The following is a 15,283-nucleotide window of genomic DNA, read 5'->3' as shown; positions in this document are numbered from 1 at the left end:
AGTCGGCGCGGGTTTCAGTCGTCCCGGAGGGACGTTCGACAATAGCCAGCACTTTTAGTGCTGGGTTGAGGCGATTGAAATGCACTTTGTAGTCCCGTAGGGACTACGGCGGTTCGCCATCACCGTTACCCAACGTTGAAACGCTGGGCTATTGTCGGCGGTCCCGCAGGGACCGGAACTTCGCTGGTCGATGACGCGGACTCGCAATAACGGTCAACGACCGCTAGGCAACTAAAATACGAGCAATCGAACAGGGCACATCAACATGTCGCGCATCGTCAAATGCAGCTACATGAACGATACGAAGTGGCAAGCGGTCCTCTCAACCCTCGCCGCTCACGGCGTCGCGTCGCGAATCAAACTGCTCTACTACGATTACGTCGACGTCGAAGGCCCCGGCGAAGACGCCATCGCTTCCTGGTCAGCCGATAGATACTACTACCCTGAGTATCAAGTAATGATTCAACAGAGTCCCAAGTATTGGGATGGACCAAGCATCGGACCATTCAAGACAATCGATATAGAATGGCTCGCTCTCCCGTCGGTCACCTTCGCGAAGATTCGCGATGAGCTTCCCGCCAACCTGGAGGTTGTTCAGGTACGCGATGAGTCGATTGTTCTGGGTTATGGCTTTTAGCTTTCGCCACGCAGATTCGCCCCCGGTTTGAAGAACCGGAGGCTAAAACGCGCGGTGACGGTTACTTCTTCTTCGCTTCAATCAGGCCGATCAGGCGGTCGCAGCATTCTTTCACGAACGCCGGGTCTTCGGGGCCGAGATCCTTTTCGACGACTTCAATCGTCGACGGCAGGCTCGACTTGATCGCGGCGTAGTACGTCTTGTCGCTCTCAGGATTGCGGAGCGGGCCCCCTTCGACGCCGTAGCGGCTCGTGCCGCGCAGCGGGAGCATCATCACCGCGTCCCCCTTAGTGTGCTGCAGCCGCTTGCCGATCTCCTTAGCCACTTCCACCAGCTCGTCGGGATTGAGCCGCGGCGCCGCGATGATCGGGCTGTGGAACGTGTTCATATGGTTCTTGTACTTCTCGGGCAGCACATTCTCTTCGGCGAGGAAGAGGCCGATGTGCTCGCTGCCGCCGGGGACCAGCACCTGCGGGAGGCCCAACTTGCCGGCAACGGTAAGCCGTTCCGGGCCGCCCGCGCGGAGGGCGTGGTGGAGTTCGTCGCTGATCTCCCCCATCGCGTAGTCGAACACGCCGACAATCAGCCCTTCGCGCATCATCTGCTCCATCGCCCGGCCGCCGGCGCCGACGGCGTGGAACATGATGACTTCATAGCCCTTCGATTCGAGATACTCGACGGCGTATTCCGCGCCGTTCGTGAGCACGCCGAGATTGCTCATGCCGATGAGCGGCTTGTTGCTCGCGGCGACCTGGGCCTGGTCGATGGTCGCCATGCCGCACGCGGCGCCGGCGGCGTTGGCCAGCACCTTCCGCATGAACGGATTGAGGCCGAGGATGTCGCTGACCGAGAACATCATCATGATGTCTTTGATGCCGACGAAGGCGGAGGTGTCGCCGGCGGCGCAGGTCGAGACCATCAGCTTAGGAAAGCCGTAGGGGAGCTGCCGCATGACGCCGGTGGCGCTAGAGGTTCCCTGCGTGCCGCCGAGGCCGATCACCGCGTGGGCTTCGCCCTTGGCAATCATTTCGGCGATGAGCTTTGCCGCGCCTTTGACCATTACCGGCGCCGCCTTCTCGCGGGTGGCGTCCTTCAGCAAGTCGGCCAACGGCGTGCCGCCCGCCTCGGCGAGCTGCTCGCGGGTAACGTCGGCTTTGATCGTCGGCTTACCGACGACGCCGATGTCGATCAGCACGGCGCGACAGCCATCGTGCTCGATCTGCTCCTTGAGAAACGCCGTCTCGCGGCCCTTGGTATCCAACGTCGAGAGAACTACGACCGACTTGGCCATGACGAGCGTTCCTTGTATTGATGAGAAGCAGAAAGATCTCACGCAAAGGCGCAAAGGCGCGAAGAAAACAAGACGATGGCGTTCATCTTCTTTGCGCCTTCGCGCCTTTGCGTGAGACTTTTTAAATTTCTAACGAGAGCTACTTCGTGTACCGCAGCGCAGCGAACTTTTTGCCCGCTTCGAACACTGCCTTCTCAATCGGCAGCCGTTCGGTCGACGAGCCGGTCCAGATCCCTTCGCACGAGGCGTGGTCGAGCATGTACTGCGCGTCTTCCGGCGTTTCCATCGCGGCGCCGTGGGCGATGCAGATCAGCTCGGGCATGATCTTCTTGCACTTGTCGTGAACGATTTTGGTCCGCTCGGCGGTCCCTTCAATCGTCTCGCCCGAGTCGTAGCCCTTGCGGCCCCCCTTGGTGGTGCCGGCGTGGTAGCAGAAGAGATCAGGCTTCGCCTCTTCGATCATCTGCAGGCTGTCTTCTTCGGTGAAGGCGACGCCGATGGTGACCATGTTCAGTTCTTGCTTGGCGATCCGCAGCATCTCGACTTCGTTCTCGATCGTGATGCCGCACTTGCGGAGAACCTTGAAGATTTCGCTGTCGCGGTCGATGTAGCTGACCGACGGACCGATGTTCGACACGCTGATGACGCCGAGCGACTTGATCTGCTCGAGGAAGCCCCACATATCGCGCAACGGATCGTTTGCGTTGATGCACATGCAGACGAAGGCATCGCCTTTCATCGCCGGCAGCACGTCTTCCTGCGTGTTGCGGAAGACTTGTTCGTTCGCGTTGACGATCGGCCACAGCATTGCCATCGTCCCCATGCCGTTGGCGCGGAGCCGGGCGCCGTGGAAGGTGTTCACGCAGTCGGCGCCCGCCTCTTCGAGCATCCGCGCAACCAAACCGCTGGCGGCGCTGGAGATGAGGACCGGGGTGCGGCTCGCGACCTTCTTCTGGAGCTTGGCGAGAACTTTTTCACGGGTGGTGCGCGGAACGAACACGGCGGAACTCCCAGACGATATGACGGCGTTGGTCGAAAGAATGAGCGCCGCGGGCAGTCAGCTCCCGGCCGCGGAACCGGGTATCATATCAGGTCGGATTCTCGGTCGTAACCAGCCGTCAGGGCGGAGCGAACGCTCGTTTTTGGACACTAAGGCCGCTTCGCCATCACAGCTCAAAGGACACGACGAGAAGTACAAAAGATGAAATTTTTTTTAACGCGAATTCTGTGGATTTTTTCCATACTCATGGCGCCGTTGTCGTTCAGTTCGTTGAATGCACACGCCGAAACCACGCGGCCCAACTTCGTGTTCATCATCGCCGACGACGTCTCGCCCGACGACTTGGCTTGCTATGCGAAGTCGCCGGCGAAGACGCCGAACATCGACCGGCTCGCCGCTGAGGGTCGCCTCTTCGAACGCGCCTACCTCACCTGCAGCAGTTGCAGCCCGACGCGCTGCAGCATCATCACCGGCCGATACCCTCACAACACCGGCGCGCCGGAACTCCACATGCCGCTGCCGGCGGGGCAGTTTATGTTTCCGCAAGCTCTGCGCGAGGCTGGTTACTTCACGGTGCTCGCCGGGAAGAACCACATGGGCCCGGCCGTCGACGCGGCGTTCGACGAGATCACGCCGCCAGCCGGCCCCGGCGGCGAGCAACGTTGGGTGCGCCACCTGCGTGAGCGGCCGAAAGACAAACCATTCTTCATGTGGTTTGCTTCGACTGATGCGCACCGCGAATGGCAAGCGACTGACGCCGATCCGAAGTACGATCCGGCCGACGTCGTCGTGCCGCCATTCCTCATCGACGGCCCCGAGACCCGCCAAGACCTCGCTCACTACTACCATGAGATCAGCCGCCTCGATCGCTTCATCGGCAACGTCGTTGAAGAGCTAAAGCGGCAAGGCATCGCTGAAAACACCTACGTCATCTTCACCGCCGACAACGGCCGCCCGTTTCCGCGCTGCAAGACGCGGCTTTACGACAGCGGCGTGCGGACGCCATTCATCGTCTGGCGGCCAGGGACCATCGCTCCGGGAAAGACGGAGTCGATCATCAGCGTGATCGACCTCGCCCCAACGCTGCTGCAACTCGCTGGCGTCCCGCTCGATCCGCGACTGCAAGGCGTCAGCATCGAGCCGATTCTCGCCGACCCCGCCGCAACGGTGCGCGACTACGCGTTCAGCGAACACAACTGGCACGTCGGCCAAGCGCACGAGCGCTCGGTCCGCGATGGCCGATGGCTCTACATCCGCAACGCCTACCCAGAAATTCGCAGCGAATGCGTCGAATCGGGGCCAGAGTTCCCCGCGGGCAAGGAGCTTTGGGACTATCAAGCCGCCGGCAAGCTGAACGCCGACCAGGGCGATATTTTCCTACAGCCGCGGCCGCGGGAAGAATTCTACGACGTGCAAGCCGACCCGCAGCAGCTCAAAAACCTACTAGATCCTGCAAAGAACCCGGAACTTGGATCAGCTCTGCAGCAGGAGTACGAAAACCCGCACATGCGACTCAGCAAACTGCTCGACCAATGGACCGCTGAAACCGGCGACACCGTCCCAAAAAATCCAACTCCCGGCGTCCCGGTCACCGGCCGCGGGCAGGGAATGGACGCGGGGTTCCAACACCAGGAACTCCCGGGCGCCACCAAGAACGCCAGCAGCATTAACGCCCCGGGGCCGGTCCGTGACACTACGTCTCTCAAGCCGTAAACTTTGAGTTCTCTCGCTAAGGCGCAAAGACGCAGAGAACTCGCCAAGAAAAGACGAGAACTTCGGACAGGTTGCCGCCCAGTAGCGAGCATGCCGCCTCTGGACCTCTTTGCGTCGCTTTGCGCCTTCGCGACTTTGCGACTTTACGAGCAACTCTCACCTTAGCCCCGCCAAATCGATGCCCAACGGTCTTGCAGTCATCTTCGACGTCGACGGCGTCCTCACCGATTCCTACATCCCCCACTACAAAAGCTGGGAGCGGATGTTCGCCGAGATCGGCGTCGAGTTCAACGACGAGCAATTCCGTAGCACCTTCGGCCGCACAAACCGCGACATCTTCGCCCAACTCTACCCCGGCGAATCGATGACAGCCGAGCGCTCGAAGGAACTTGGCGATCGCAAGGAGCTCCTCTACCGCGAGATCATCAACGAGAATTTCACGCCGCTGCCCGGAGCTGTCGAATTAATCGACGCATTGAGCGCCGCAGGATTCAAACTCGGGGTCGGCTCCTCCGGCCCGCCAGAGAATGTGAAACTGACGCTCGAAAAACTGGGGCGTGTCGAAAAATTCGGCGCCGTGATCACCGGGGCCGATGTGACGCATGGCAAACCAAACCCAGAGGTTTTCTTAAAAGCAGCCGAGCGTTTGGGTATTTCCCCCAACGACTGTGCGGTCATCGAAGACGCTCCGCAGGGGATCGAAGCCGCAAACGCCGCAGGAATGACGAGCATCGGCGTACTGGGAACAACGACGCGCGACAAGCTGAGCCATGCCCGCCTGGTCGTTGAGGGACACCATGAACTGACGCCGGAGCGCATCGCGGCGCTCATCAACCAGCGTTAGAGCGCAACGCGATTCTTACGATTCCGTAATCGCGCACACGTGTCTCAATGTGGGGGTTGACGACGCGGGGGGCGGTCTGCCTAATACGAACCTTGCCAAATAGTCACATTACCCACCTTTATACAGACAAATCCTCATGGCAGCCGCTTCTGCGTTGTTCGCCATCGGGGCATCGTTGGCGGCGATGAACGTCGCATTTGTCGCCATCGTGGTCGCAGTCGGCTGGACGATGCGACTCCGGCCTGTGACGATCACGCTGCATCAGGGACCGTCGATCACGGCATTTAGCTGGCGGGGAATGGCGTTCTTCCTCCGCCTTTTGCCACTCGGTTCCGGGGTGCGGTTCCTCGAACGGGCCCACGTCTCGCCGGCATGCGCTCAACAGGTGAAGGGGCGAATCGTCTTCGCAGACGAGCTGCATCCACTCTGCCGAATTCTATTTGCGCTGAGTCCGCCCTGTGGATTCTTGGCGTTTGCCTGGATCGTACTGGGGGATAACCTCTATTTAGACGCAATCACCGCGCTGCCGCAAATCTACCTCGGGGCGCTCCGCCCCAATTCGCTGGGCGTTGAACTCCTGTCGCATTACGTGACCAAGTGGCAGGAATCCCCCTTAATCGCTTTGGCCCTTCTTTCCGCAAAGTACGGCGTTTACCTGCTCGTGCCGACTCCTGGCTCTCCGGGCTTCCACGCGATCGTCGAGACGGTGCGGGCCGTGTCGGGCCGTAACCCGTTGGAATCCCTCAAGGATCTCCCACTGCTTCTGCTCTCGAGCCCTGCGTTCGTCGCCTATATCGGCTGGACCGTGGCGCTGGCCGTTTACGGGTACCAGTTGCTCGACACCGCCATCTAAGACAGAAGCCACCGGCGGAGCCGGTGGCTTTGAACTCCGTTTCAACTCCTGAACGTCGACAAGCTCAGCAGCAATCAGGCGTCTTCCGGCGTGATGCCGAGCACGATCGGAAAATCAGCGGTCAGTTCGCCGATCTTCGATCCCTCCAGCGGCTTGAAGTCGATCAGCACCGATTCGCGTTGCTTCTCGTCGCGAATGCCGCGCAGCACGCCGTCGCGGTCGTTCCCCTTCTCGCCGCGCACGTAAAGCTGCGTCGTGAGGAGCCGTTTGCCATTCTGGCTGATCGCGTAGTGGATGTGCGGCGTCCGGCCAGGGTAGGGGACTGGCTTCACCGTGCGGAAGTAATACTCGCCCGTCGAACCGGTGGTGAACCGACCGTAACCCTGGAAGTTCGCGTCACGTTTCTCGCCGTCGCTGCCGCTGTGAAGGTAGACGCCGTTGCCGTCGACTTGCCAGATCTCGACGAGCGCGTTCCGCAACGGGTTGCCATCGGCATCGAGGATCCGCCCGGTGAGATGCGTAATGTCTCCGATCGCCGGATCGATGCTGTCGTTGATGATCAAGAGGTCGTTGTCGGTGTCGAGCGGCAAATGGTCAGGGTAGAACGGCCCCTCGGTTTGCCGAGGCGTGAGGGTGAGGGCTTCGGCGAAGGCGCCGGGAGCGGAGAGTGCGGCCGCACCGAAGGCGATGCCACGGGCGAAGTCGCGACGAGAGAGAGGAGAAGACGACATGAAACGAACTCCGCGAAAGGGTAGCCCAATGGGGCGAGTCGCCGCGTTGCGGCCAATGCTTGTCAGGCGATGAGATTATAACCCCGGACGGATGGGAAGAGTTTCACGGGTTTGTAACAAGCGGCGGGCGCTGCCGGGAGCGAGCTGAACACGATCAAAAGCATTAATCCGCGAATCGCGATGCATGCCCCCGCGGCGTCGCCAAATAAACCACCAGCCCCACCGCCACCGGCCCCGCCCCCATGAGCGGCAGCCAGGGCGAAATCGACAGTGCGTACGTCAGACTACTCCACAGCATGTAACCGCACGTCGCGCAAAAAACGAGCGGCGGCAACGGATAAAACGGCACGGCGAACGGACGCTCTCGCAACGGATCGCGCCAGCGGAGCACGATCACCGACGCCCCGGTGCCCATCAGGAACGACCAAAACACCGGCGCCGTCGCGGCCAGCAACGTGCCAAAGCCATCGCCGGGGTTGATCCTGTTCACCGCGAAGACCATCGCCAGCGCGACCACCGCCTGAGCAATGAGCGCCGCCCGCGGGGCGCCCCGTTCGGCGTCCCAGCCGCTGAGCCACCGCAGCGACCGATGGTCGGCGCCTGCCGCCGCGTAGACCCGCGAACCGACCAGCACCATGCCGTTGATGGCGCCCAGTGCCGAGATCATCACCAGAATACTGGCCAAGCTACCGCCAACACTGCCGATCGCTGCTTCGATGACGTCGGTCGCGGGAGTGCGCGTCGCACGAGCGTTATCGAACCCAAGCCCCGCGAGATAGGCAACGTTCACGGCAAGGTAAACGGCCGTCACGCCCAGCACGCCGCCAATGAGCGCGAGCGGCAAGTTCCGCCGCCGATCGCGCACCTCCGCCGCCACGAATGCCGCATCGTTCCAACCACCGTAGGCGTAGAGGACGAACACCATCGCCAAGCCGAAGGAGATCGACGACGGCGATGCAGTCGGCGTCGACTCCGCCGGAGCTAGATTCCCCCAATCCGCACACGCGACTCCCGCCGCCACTACGCCAATCAATCCCAGCACCTTCGCCACGGTACAAACATTCTGCGTCGACTTGCCAAGCGTAGTCCCCAGCGCATTGAGAATCGTCGCCCCGACGATCGGGGTCGTCGCCAGCCACACACCCGCCGCATCGCCCAGCCCAAACAAACGCACGCCGTAGTCGGCAAACGTGTAGGCCATCGTCCCGATGCTGCTGGTGAGGACCGCCGTCAGTTGCGTCCAGCCGAACAGAAAACCAGCCCACGCTCCGAACGCGCGGGTGAGATACTCGTAATCACCGCCAGCCCGCGTGTAGGTCGTGGCCAGTTCGGCGTAGCACAGGGCGCCGACAATCGACAGCAGCCCCCCCAGCGTCCACGCCCCCAGCGCCGACCAGGGGCCCGCGGTATTCTGAAAGACTTCCGGCGCCGTGCGAAAAATCGAGGTCCCGACGACAATGCCGATCACCAAACTGACGGCGTCCCACAAACCCAGCCGCAGGGCGGCGTTGGCATTCGGTTCGTTTGGCGATGCGTCATTCATGCAGGTGATCTCGATCGCCACAACCTACCGCAGGTAGCCAAAATTAACAGTGGAAAGCGGCGTCGCAACATCGTATGACAGGGGGAGCCACCAGCTGATTCACCGGGCTCTGAAGGGCTAAAAAATCATACAAATGTGAACCGCGACGGCGCAAAGAGCACTACGAAATACAAAGAGAACAAGAACCGCGGATGAACGCGAATCGATGTCGATAAAAAATAACTCGCGTTAACCTGCGTCCATCGGAGGTTCTACTGTTTTGCATTTCCTTGGCGTCCTTGGCGGTTAATCTTTCCGAACCCGCATCGCAGCAACCTATGTCCAACGATTCTCCAACAGCGACCAAGCCGCCACGACTTCTGTCACTCGACGCCTTCCGCGGTATGACCGTCATTGGCATGGTGATGGCCAACAATCCTGGCTCGTGGGCGGCGGGCGAGCGCTACGCTCCGCTCGATCACGCCGCATGGCATGGTTGGACGCCGACCGATTGGATCTTTCCGCTCTTCCTCTTCATCATGGGGACGTCGCTCGCCTACTCGATGAAAAAGTATCGAGAAGGCGCCGCGATCGACCCGGCGGTTTACACCCGCATCATTCGGCGGACGATTCTACTCTTCGGCCTGGGATTGTTTAGCGTTCTGTTCGGGCGATTTCTCTCGATCGCCTTCCGCGAAGACGTGGCGTTCAGCTACGAAGCGTTCCACTTCGACACCTTCAGAATCCTCGGCGTACTGCAGCGGATCGCGCTCGTGTATCTCGCAGCGTCGCTGCTCGTGCTCCACACGGGGCTTCGCACGCAGGTCGTCATCGGCGCCGCCTTGCTGCTGGGCTACTGGGGGTTGCTCGCATCGCTTCCCTCGGGAAGCGACTACCAAACGCGACTGACGCCGGAGGGGAATGTCGTTCGTGTCGTCGACATCGCGGTCCTCGGCGGCAACCACATGTATACGCAGGCCAAGAGCGAGAAGACCGAACCCGAAGGCCTGCTCAGCACGCTGCCGGCGATCGTCAACACGCTGCTCGGCTACTGGGTCGGCTTGGCGATCATGCGCTACGGCGCCAATTGGGGAACCGTCGGCCGGCTCGCCATCATCGGCGCCATCATGGCCGCGATCGGGCTCGCCTGGGGTGAAGTCTTTCCCATCAACAAGAAGCTCTGGACCAGTAGCTTCGTGCTGTTCACAAGCGGCGTCGGCACGATCGGACTCGGACTCTGCCTCGGCCTATTCGACGTCGCTGGCTACCGCAAGCTCGCGCGGCCGTTCGAGATCGTCGGCATCAACGCGATTTTCATCTTTGTCGGCTCGGGGCTGCTGAGCCAACTCCTCGGCGCCATCAGCGCGAAGGTGACGGCGGCTGACGGAACAATCGAGACGACCAGCGCGAAAGGCTGGATTTACAAAGAACTGATTACCGACCACATCGCCGACCCGAAATTGGCCTCGTTCCTATTCGCTGCGGGGACGGTTGCCTTCTGGTGGATTATCCTATGGGGAATGGCCCGCCGCGGTTGGTCGGTGCGGGTGTAAGTAATGCGGGGCTGACGCGACGGCAATCGAGAGGCGACGCATGCGTACCATTCTCGTGCTGCTCAAATATGTCGCTGCAGCGCTGCTGGCGATGGTCATCGTCGGCGGCGCCGGGATGATGCTTGGCAGCATCGTCGCCCGTTCGATCAACCCTCACCCTAACCCTCATTTATACGAGGGGTTGGAGTACGTGATGGGAGGCGCCCTCATCGGCGCCTTGCTGGGCCTGGTTGGCGTTATTGTCGCCGCTATCAGAGCTACTAGGGCAAAACGACAACGTTCCAATAACTCGGAGTCTGCATCTTGAAGTCGATCGTTCGCTGCTTGTTCGTCCTGACGGCGTTTGGCATTTCACACCGAACCGCCGTTCGCGCTGAACTGCCGCCGGAAATCCGCGTCGTTACCTACAACATCCACCACGGCGAAGGGACCGACGGCAAGCTCGACCTGAAGCGGATCGCAGCCATCATCAACGCCGAGAAGCCCGACCTCGTCGGCCTCAACGAAGTCGACCAAGGCTGCCGGCGTTCGCAAGGCACCGACGAGCCCGCGGAACTTGCCCGGCTCACTGGCATGACGCACATCTTCGAGAAAAACATCGACCACGACGGCGGCCAGTACGGCAACGCCATCCTCAGTCGGCTGCCGATCGTGCGGCATGAAAACCACAAGCTGCCCTCCGACTACAAAGGCGAGCAGCGCGGCGCTCTCGAAGTCGAAGTTGGCGATGGGGACGATTCGCTGCTATTTGTGTGCACGCATCTCGACTATCGCCCCGACGATCACGAGCGGATGGAATCGATCAAGACAATCGAAGACCTCGCCGCGAAGCGCGCCGGCAAGCCGATGATTCTGGTCGGCGACCTGAACGCAACGCCTGACAGCCGCGTGATGAAAACGTTCGCCAAAACTTGGAGCCGCAGCAATTCGGAACCGGCATTCACGTTCCCGTCGGCGAAGCCCGATAAGCAAATTGACTACATCCAGTTCCGCCCCGCGGACGAGTGGGAAGTCGTCGAAACGCGAGTCCTCGACGAACCGGTAGCGTCCGACCACCGTGGCATGATGGCGGTGCTGCGGCGGAAGAATGCAAAACAAACCACAGCCGATTAAGCGCCGCTCCGGCGGGTCGTTGACCCGTGGCTAGAAGATTGGCTTGATGCCTTTCAGCCGCGACTCCGTCTCGGCCATCAGCGCATCTTCCGCCGCTTCGTCGACCGCTTCGTACGTCACGCTGAACCGCAGGAACGAGCCCGCATCGTCCCACGGGACGGTGCAGATCGACTGCTGCGTGATGAGGTACTGGCTGCACGCTTCCGCGTTCTCGAACGCGGGGCCATCGGCCAATCCCTTCGGCGAAGGCGTGTAGAGGAAGTAGGTGCCGCCCGGCATCTCGCACTTGAATCCGCACCGCTTGAGCACGGCGACGAGCTTCTCCAGCCGACGCTTGTACTTCGCGCGAATCCGCTTCGGAATTTCCGGATCATCCAGCCCCGCGATCGCCGCGCGCTGGATCGCGAGGAACTGCCCGCTATCAAAGTTGTCCTTCGTTTCCGCGAACGCCTTCACCAACAGCGGATTGCCGCAGAGCCAACCGAGCCGCCAGCCGATCATGTCGAAACCCTTCGACATCGAGTGCATCTCGACGCCGACGTCCATGGCGCCGGGAATCGACAGGAAGCTGTTCGGCGGCCGATCGTACGATAGCTGTGCGTGGGCCGCGTCCTGCAGGATGACGATGCTGTGTTTCTTGGCAAAAGCGATCGCCCGCTCGTAATACTCCGGCGGCGCCGTTCTGCCGGTCGGGCTGTTCGGGAAGCAGAGGATAAGAATCTTCGCCTTCGCACAAACGTCGGCGGGAATGCCGTCGAGATCCGGCAGGAAGTCTTTCTCAGCGAGCAGCGGCAGCTTGTAAACCGAACCGCCGTAAAAGCTCGTGTGCGTCCCCGCCACCGGGTAGCCAGGGACGGTCATCAACGTGACGTCGCCCGGGTTGATGAAGCATGCCGGGAAAATCGCGAGGCCCGACTTCGAACCAATGCAGTGGTTCACCTGCGTCGTCGGATCGAGCGAGACCCCGTATTCGCGGTGCATGAACCGCGCGACCGCTTCCTTGAAGACCGGCGTCCCATTGTCGGCGTAGCCACGGTTCGCAGGGACGTTGATCTCCTCGGCCATCCGCTGGCGGATTTGCTCGTCGGCCATGCCGTCGTTTTCGCCGATGCCGAAGTCGAGCAGTTGCCGCTCGGGATGATCAGCCAAGGCTTGGCGTTTGGCCCGCTTGATCTTCTCGAACTTGTAGATCGCGGCAGACTTGCCGTACTGGGCCCCGCCGATGCGATCGGCGAACAACTGCTGGAAGTAGGGATCAGACATCAAAGTGATTGGCCGAAGATGATATGCGGTAGAAAATTGAGCAAGAACGCTCGCCCCAGCGGCGAACCCCAAGTAGCCGCGGCTCAACGAGCCGCCGGAAGGGGCCGCCTCAGCGTCGCGGACGGATTTTACCCTGATTGCCGGGCCAGAGTCAGGGGTTCCGGGCCGACTGCCTCTATTCGCGAGAAGCCCCAAGAATTCTGAATAAACCGAGCCATTCTGCGGGTCTATTCCGTTGTCACGACCGAACGAGGAGGGCTGCATGCGAACTTTGGCGGACCGCTTGGCCCGCGGCGACGACTCTGCCTTCGCAGAGCTGTACGACGCGTGCGCCGATCGACTCTACCGGTTCGCTGTCGCCCGGCTGGGGTCTGCCGACGCTGCAGCCGACGTCGTGCAAACGGCGTTCATGCGGGCGGTGAAAAGCCGTCGGCAATTTCGCCGCGTCGAGAATCCGATCGCGTATATGTTTCAGATCGCGCGGAACGAGGCCATTCGTACGGCGTCGGTTCCTGGCTGGAAGGCCGAACCTGTCGCTGCCGAAGGACTGGCCGCCACCGACGACGAGGAGGCGGCCGACGACACTGAGGCGCTCCGCACGGCGCTGCGGCGACTGGACGATGACGACCGCGAGATCGTGGAACTAAAAAGTTACTCGGGGCTGACGTTCGCCGAGATTGCGGAGCTGACGCAGCGCCCACCGGGAACCGTCGCGACGCGCTACCGACGAGCACTGGAGTCGCTGCGAGGTTGGCTAGCGAAAGAATTTTCGCAAGAGTGAAGCGTGTTTGATGAATCTTGGAAAAAATCACTAACCGCTAGCCGGACGGCCACGCCGTCCGGGTTGAAGCGGCAAGCGATGCGGCGCCTCCGCCCGGACCGCGTGGCGGTCCGGCTATTTCGATAGACGAAGCAGACAGCGAGCATTTGGTTCGAATTGAACCCGAGACGAGAGTTGTGAACGACAATCAACTAAAACTTCTTGAGCAACGCCTAGGGCAGGGGAGCTACCCCGCGCCGGCGGCGCTGCGCGACGAGGTGCTCTCGCAAGCCAAGCGAGAATTACGCGCGACACGATGGGATCGGCGGTTGCTGCAATCGGCGAGCGTTTTACTTGCGATCGGAATCGGCCTAAATCTTTTGCTTGGCCTTGATCACAAATCGCCGCGTCGCTCGACGCTGGCCGTCGCTCCATCTCAACAGTCTCTCGTGCAAACCGCCGTGGCTATCGCTGAAACGACGGATGCTGAGACGGGGCGGCGATTTGTTCGACAGATAGCGTTCATCAATGGCTGGACGCTCAACGCCGAACAAACCGCGGAGATCGATGCTGCAATGAAGCGGCAAGCGAACCCATCGCACCTTTAGCTCAAGAACTGGCGGAATTGAAATGCGATTTACTCCTAGCAAACGGTTACTCAAACGCCTTGCGTTGGGGTTTGCAATCACCATTGGCCTGCTACTTATGGCAAACGGCGTCATGGCTTGGCGGGTCGAATCGAGATTGCAGGCAAGACTCGAGGCGATCCGTGCAGCGGGCGATCCTGCCAGCATCGCCGACCTTGCTCCAGCTCCTCTCCCCAACAGCGAAAACGCCGCCGCCTACATTGAAGCTATACGCCCTCAGATCGAAGCGTTCTCAAAGGAGTATGGGCGATTCTACGCCAAGACGGCGCTCGGAAAGGCCTACGACAAGGCGGAGATTCTTGGCGAACTACCGACTGCCGAGCAAGCAGAGGCAATGCGTGCAATTCTCAACAGCTATCCGTTGATTGATCAAGAACTAACTCGCGCCGCTGCTTGCGAGCAATTCGCATCGCGTGGCGACTTCACCGTTAACCATCAAGAGTTCCTTGAACAGATGCTTGATCGGCTGTCGAACTTCCGCGCGGCAGCAAGATACGTCGCTTGGCAATGCCGAACGCTACTTCAAGCGGGCGAGATTGACGCCGCCGTGGAGAAGGGCGTCGCGTTGCTACGACTCTCGCGACTCCACGACGAGGAACCTCTGCTTGTCAGCTACCTTGTGTCGATCGCTGTTCGTGGAGTAGCGATTCACGAGCTTTACCAGGCGCTGAATACGGGCCTCGCATCGCCCGAAGTGCTGATGAAACTTGAGACGGAACTAGCGCGGCAGGATGACCCGCATCGCTTCGCTCGAATGCTACGAAGCGAGCGAGGGTACGCGATGAACACGTTCGACCTCATGCCTGGACAGGATGTTAATCCGTTCTACTTCAGTATGGTCAGCTGGCCGATGAAGCAGTACTACCTCGGGGCGTCCGATCACTACGACGCTCTATTGAAGGCGGCGGATGGAGGCTGGGATGAATTCAGATCCGACACCCAATCTGGCGGCTCGCTTGCGGAACCGACCGGCCATGGCGTGTTAGCCGACTTACTAATGCCTGCGATGGAAGCGGCGGTCAGCGCCGAGGATCGTAACACCGCAATGCTGCGTTCGTTGCGGGCATTCAACTCACTGCTGCTTTACAAGGCCGAACATGGACGCGAGGCAAGCGGGCTAGCCGAGCTAGGCCTGCCTGCCGCGCAAATTGCCGACCCGCTTACAGGCAAACCACTGATCGCGAAACACACCGATCGTGGCTGGATCATTTACTCGGTTGGGACAGATGGCGTCGATGACGGTGGCGAGTTCGCGAAGCCAAAAGATTTTGGCGTAGGTCCGCCAAAGCTGGAGTCTGACGACAAGGACTCGGGCGACGACCAGCTAGAATGACTTGCTTCGGAGAGGATCAGCCG

General features: G+C 60.8%; 15 protein-coding genes. 10 read left to right on the top strand and 5 right to left on the bottom strand.

The window, feature by feature from the left end:
- The first annotated feature begins 265 nt into the window (after positions 1–265).
- On the top strand, positions 266–637 hold the full coding sequence (locus tag PLANPX_RS00780; RefSeq protein WP_152096886.1) for a hypothetical protein: 372 nt from the start codon (positions 266–268) through the stop codon (positions 635–637).
- Positions 638–698: 61 nt separating this feature from the next.
- On the opposite strand, the gene PLANPX_RS00775 is transcribed toward PLANPX_RS00780, so the two are convergent.
- Together PLANPX_RS00775 and PLANPX_RS00770 are read right to left on the bottom strand one after the other, a co-directional pair.
- A complete protein-coding gene (locus tag PLANPX_RS00775) occupies positions 699–1,928 on the bottom strand; it encodes a Tm-1-like ATP-binding domain-containing protein (protein WP_152096885.1) in 1,230 nt (409 codons plus the stop codon).
- A gap of 139 nt (positions 1,929–2,067) precedes the next feature.
- A complete protein-coding gene (locus PLANPX_RS00770; RefSeq protein ID WP_152096884.1) occupies positions 2,068–2,928 on the bottom strand; it encodes a phosphoenolpyruvate hydrolase family protein in 861 nt (286 codons plus the stop codon).
- Positions 2,929–3,129: 201 nt separating this feature from the next.
- Between PLANPX_RS00770 and PLANPX_RS00765 the strand changes: the two genes are divergently transcribed.
- From PLANPX_RS00765 to PLANPX_RS00755, 3 genes are all read left to right on the top strand, one after another.
- Positions 3,130–4,641, top strand: coding sequence for a sulfatase (locus PLANPX_RS00765; protein WP_152096883.1), 1,512 nt, complete (start codon positions 3,130–3,132; stop codon positions 4,639–4,641).
- Between the two features lie 178 nt (positions 4,642–4,819).
- On the top strand, positions 4,820–5,485 hold the full coding sequence (locus tag PLANPX_RS00760) for an HAD family hydrolase (protein WP_152096882.1): 666 nt from the start codon (positions 4,820–4,822) through the stop codon (positions 5,483–5,485).
- A gap of 136 nt (positions 5,486–5,621) precedes the next feature.
- Entirely contained in the window at positions 5,622–6,338 is a 717-nt protein-coding gene (locus PLANPX_RS00755; protein ID WP_152096881.1) for a hypothetical protein, read from the top strand.
- 74 nt (positions 6,339–6,412) lie between these two features.
- Here PLANPX_RS00755 and PLANPX_RS00750 read toward each other — a convergent pair whose 3' ends face one another.
- Positions 6,413–7,069 (bottom strand): protocatechuate 3,4-dioxygenase, encoded by a 657-nt coding sequence (locus PLANPX_RS00750; protein ID WP_152096880.1) that lies wholly within the window; start codon positions 7,067–7,069, stop codon positions 6,413–6,415.
- A 163-nt stretch (positions 7,070–7,232) separates the two neighbouring features.
- Positions 7,233–8,612: an APC family permease gene (locus tag PLANPX_RS00745; RefSeq protein ID WP_152096879.1), complete on the bottom strand. Its 1,380-nt coding sequence runs from the start codon at positions 8,610–8,612 to the stop codon at positions 7,233–7,235.
- A 317-nt stretch (positions 8,613–8,929) separates the two neighbouring features.
- Here PLANPX_RS00745 and PLANPX_RS00740 point away from each other — a divergent pair, with 317 nt between their 5' ends.
- The 3 genes from PLANPX_RS00740 to PLANPX_RS00730 are packed head-to-tail and all read left to right on the top strand — an operon-like array spanning position 8,930 to position 11,257.
- Complete coding sequence (locus PLANPX_RS00740; protein WP_152096878.1) at positions 8,930–10,144, top strand: acyltransferase family protein; 1,215 nt, start codon at positions 8,930–8,932, stop codon at positions 10,142–10,144.
- A 40-nt stretch (positions 10,145–10,184) separates the two neighbouring features.
- The gene (locus tag PLANPX_RS00735; RefSeq protein WP_152096877.1) at positions 10,185–10,451 is read left to right on the top strand and encodes a hypothetical protein; all 267 of its coding nucleotides are present in this window, start codon (positions 10,185–10,187) and stop codon (positions 10,449–10,451) included.
- The gene (locus tag PLANPX_RS00730; RefSeq protein ID WP_152096876.1) at positions 10,448–11,257 is read left to right on the top strand and encodes an endonuclease/exonuclease/phosphatase family protein; all 810 of its coding nucleotides are present in this window, start codon (positions 10,448–10,450) and stop codon (positions 11,255–11,257) included. The genes PLANPX_RS00735 and PLANPX_RS00730 overlap by 4 nt, the downstream gene beginning before the upstream one ends.
- 30 nt (positions 11,258–11,287) lie before the next feature.
- On the opposite strand, the gene PLANPX_RS00725 is transcribed toward PLANPX_RS00730, so the two are convergent.
- A complete protein-coding gene (locus tag PLANPX_RS00725; protein ID WP_152096875.1) occupies positions 11,288–12,520 on the bottom strand; it encodes an LL-diaminopimelate aminotransferase in 1,233 nt (410 codons plus the stop codon).
- Between the two features lie 262 nt (positions 12,521–12,782).
- On the opposite strand from PLANPX_RS00725, the gene PLANPX_RS00720 reads away from it, so the two are divergent.
- The 3 genes from PLANPX_RS00720 to PLANPX_RS00710 all read left to right on the top strand — a co-directional run bounded on the left by PLANPX_RS00720 (position 12,783) and on the right by PLANPX_RS00710 (position 15,260).
- Positions 12,783–13,301: an RNA polymerase sigma factor gene (locus PLANPX_RS00720; RefSeq protein ID WP_152096874.1), complete on the top strand. Its 519-nt coding sequence runs from the start codon at positions 12,783–12,785 to the stop codon at positions 13,299–13,301.
- Between the two features lie 176 nt (positions 13,302–13,477).
- Positions 13,478–13,888, top strand: a complete 411-nt coding sequence (locus tag PLANPX_RS00715) for a hypothetical protein (RefSeq protein ID WP_152096873.1) — start codon at positions 13,478–13,480, stop codon at positions 13,886–13,888.
- A 22-nt stretch (positions 13,889–13,910) separates the two neighbouring features.
- Positions 13,911–15,260: a hypothetical protein gene (locus PLANPX_RS00710; protein ID WP_172991774.1), complete on the top strand. Its 1,350-nt coding sequence runs from the start codon at positions 13,911–13,913 to the stop codon at positions 15,258–15,260.
- The last annotated feature ends 23 nt before the right edge of the window (positions 15,261–15,283 follow it).

Source organism: Lacipirellula parvula (assembly GCF_009177095.1).
GTDB classification, from domain to species: domain Bacteria; phylum Planctomycetota; class Planctomycetia; order Pirellulales; family Lacipirellulaceae; genus Lacipirellula; species Lacipirellula parvula.
The sequence above is the reverse complement of the archived record's forward strand: the minus strand, read 5'-3'. Positions and strand labels throughout refer to the sequence as shown.

Coding starts and splice junctions, on each gene's coding strand:
- PLANPX_RS00780 (WP_152096886.1), top strand. CDS start 266: ATGTCGCGCATCGTCAAATGCAGCTACATGAACGATACGAAGTGGCAA.
- PLANPX_RS00775 (WP_152096885.1), bottom strand. CDS start 1,928: ATGGCCAAGTCGGTCGTAGTTCTCTCGACGTTGGATACCAAGGGCCGC.
- PLANPX_RS00765 (WP_152096883.1), top strand. CDS start 3,130: ATGAAATTTTTTTTAACGCGAATTCTGTGGATTTTTTCCATACTCATG.
- PLANPX_RS00760 (WP_152096882.1), top strand. CDS start 4,820: ATGCCCAACGGTCTTGCAGTCATCTTCGACGTCGACGGCGTCCTCACC.
- PLANPX_RS00755 (WP_152096881.1), top strand. CDS start 5,622: ATGGCAGCCGCTTCTGCGTTGTTCGCCATCGGGGCATCGTTGGCGGCG.
- PLANPX_RS00750 (WP_152096880.1), bottom strand. CDS start 7,069: ATGTCGTCTTCTCCTCTCTCTCGTCGCGACTTCGCCCGTGGCATCGCC.
- PLANPX_RS00745 (WP_152096879.1), bottom strand. CDS start 8,612: ATGAATGACGCATCGCCAAACGAACCGAATGCCAACGCCGCCCTGCGG.
- PLANPX_RS00740 (WP_152096878.1), top strand. CDS start 8,930: ATGTCCAACGATTCTCCAACAGCGACCAAGCCGCCACGACTTCTGTCA.
- PLANPX_RS00735 (WP_152096877.1), top strand. CDS start 10,185: ATGCGTACCATTCTCGTGCTGCTCAAATATGTCGCTGCAGCGCTGCTG.
- PLANPX_RS00725 (WP_152096875.1), bottom strand. CDS start 12,520: ATGTCTGATCCCTACTTCCAGCAGTTGTTCGCCGATCGCATCGGCGGG.
- PLANPX_RS00720 (WP_152096874.1), top strand. CDS start 12,783: ATGCGAACTTTGGCGGACCGCTTGGCCCGCGGCGACGACTCTGCCTTC.
- PLANPX_RS00710 (WP_172991774.1), top strand. CDS start 13,911: ATGCGATTTACTCCTAGCAAACGGTTACTCAAACGCCTTGCGTTGGGG.